2 protein-coding genes are annotated in these 1,555 nt (G+C 72.0%); one reads left to right on the top strand and one right to left on the bottom strand.

The features are described from left to right. Positions 1 to 62 precede the first annotated feature (62 nt). A complete protein-coding gene (locus Q0283_RS17325) occupies positions 63 to 863 on the bottom strand; it encodes a class I SAM-dependent methyltransferase (RefSeq protein WP_298045903.1) in 801 nt (266 codons plus the stop codon). A gap of 189 nt (positions 864 to 1,052) precedes the next feature. On the opposite strand from Q0283_RS17325, the gene Q0283_RS17320 reads away from it, so the two are divergent. Further along, on the top strand, positions 1,053 to 1,555 hold a 503-nt coding region (locus Q0283_RS17320), incomplete at its 3' end, for a TetR/AcrR family transcriptional regulator (RefSeq protein ID WP_298045902.1).

Raw genomic sequence — 1,555 nt, 5'->3', positions numbered from 1 at the left:
CACCGGTGCGGACAGGACGGCCGGGACCCGGCCCCCTCCGAGGGCCGTCTGAGGGCAGTCCGTCAGTGCGTGGTGCCCTGGATGGCCCAGGCCCGGGCCGTCAGCGTGATCCTGGTCAGCGTGCGGCCGGGCAGGTGCTTCCGGAGCCGGCGGGCCACCTCGGCGCGCTGGTCCTCGTCCAGGGAGGCCAGGAACGTCGGCGCCGGTCCCGTGCCGTGGAGCAGGGCCTGCCAGTAGTCGTCGAAGCCGGCGAACACGGTGTGCATGCGCAGGGGCTCGCAGCGGATGCCCCGCAGTCCCGGCCCGCGGAACAGGGGGTCCAGGGTGGCGGGACGGTAGTGGCCGAACCGGTGGCCCTCGTCGAACTCCCGGGCCCGGTGGTCCACCGCGGCGGCGGCCTTCCAGAAGTAGTGCAGCATCTGCATGTTCTCCCCGTAGTCCCACACGCAGGCCGAGACCAGGCAGTCCGGTCCCGCGGTGAGCTCGATCATCCGCTGCACCGCGGCGGCCGGGTCCGGGAAGTAGTTCAGCGCCAGCATGGAGGTGACGCTGGTGTACCCGCCGTCGCGCTCGGGCAGGTCCGGAACGGACGCCAGGACGAACCGCACCCGGTCATCACGCACGTGCTCCCGGGCGTAGTCGAGGAGGGACTCGGAGGAATCGCAGGCCACCACCGACGCGGGTGCGGACTCGGTGACGATGGCCGAGGTGAGCGCCCCGGTGCCACACCCCACCTCGAGCCAGTCGGCTGCGGGCGGGGGCTGCAGCCACTGGAGGAACGCCGGTGCCAGCTTGCGGCTCCACCGGCCCATGAACCGCTCGTAGGCGGACCCTTCGACCCACTGGTCCAGTGTCTCCAGCATGTCTCGCTCCCATCACCCGAAGACCCCTCGTGCAGGAACGGTACTCCCGTCCCGCACCGGTGAACAGGGTCCGGACCAGGCGGATCGGCAGGAGTCGGAGCGCGGCCCACCGGTGGCCCCCGAACGCGGCTTCCCACCGGTGCCGTGACCCCACTAGACTGATCTGTCTACCGAGCGAAGGGAGGGGGCATGACCGGAGGGACATCCCCGGGGACTGAGGCACCGGGGACTGGGACGACATCGGTGCGCGGCCGCCTCCTGGCGGCGGCGTCCCGGCTGTTCTACGCCCGGGGGATCAACGCGACCGGGATCGACGCCGTCATCGCTGAGGCCGGGGTCGCCAAGCAGAGCCTCTACAACACCTTCTCCTCCAAGGAGGAGCTGACGCGGGCCTACGTCACCGCGCGGCACGAGGAGTGGCTGGAGCTCTACCGGGCGCGCGTGGCGCAGGCCGAGTGCCCACGGGACCGGGTCCTGGCGGTCTTCGACGCCTACCTCGACCACGCCTCCGGAGCGTACGAGCACGGTTTCCGCGGCTGCGGTCTGCTCAATGCCGCCGCGGAGTTCCCTGCGGGATCACCGGGCCGCGAGGCGGTGCGCCGGCACAAGGAGCAGGTGCAGTCCCTCCTCGCGGGCCACCTGGCCGAGACCGGGTCCGCGGACCCGGAACTGGCCGAGCACCTGGCCTTCCT

The sequence above is a fragment of the uncultured Citricoccus sp. genome, assembly GCF_937871995.1.
GTDB lineage: Bacteria > Actinomycetota > Actinomycetes > Actinomycetales > Micrococcaceae > Citricoccus.
This window is presented reverse-complemented; position numbering and strand designations above follow the sequence as displayed.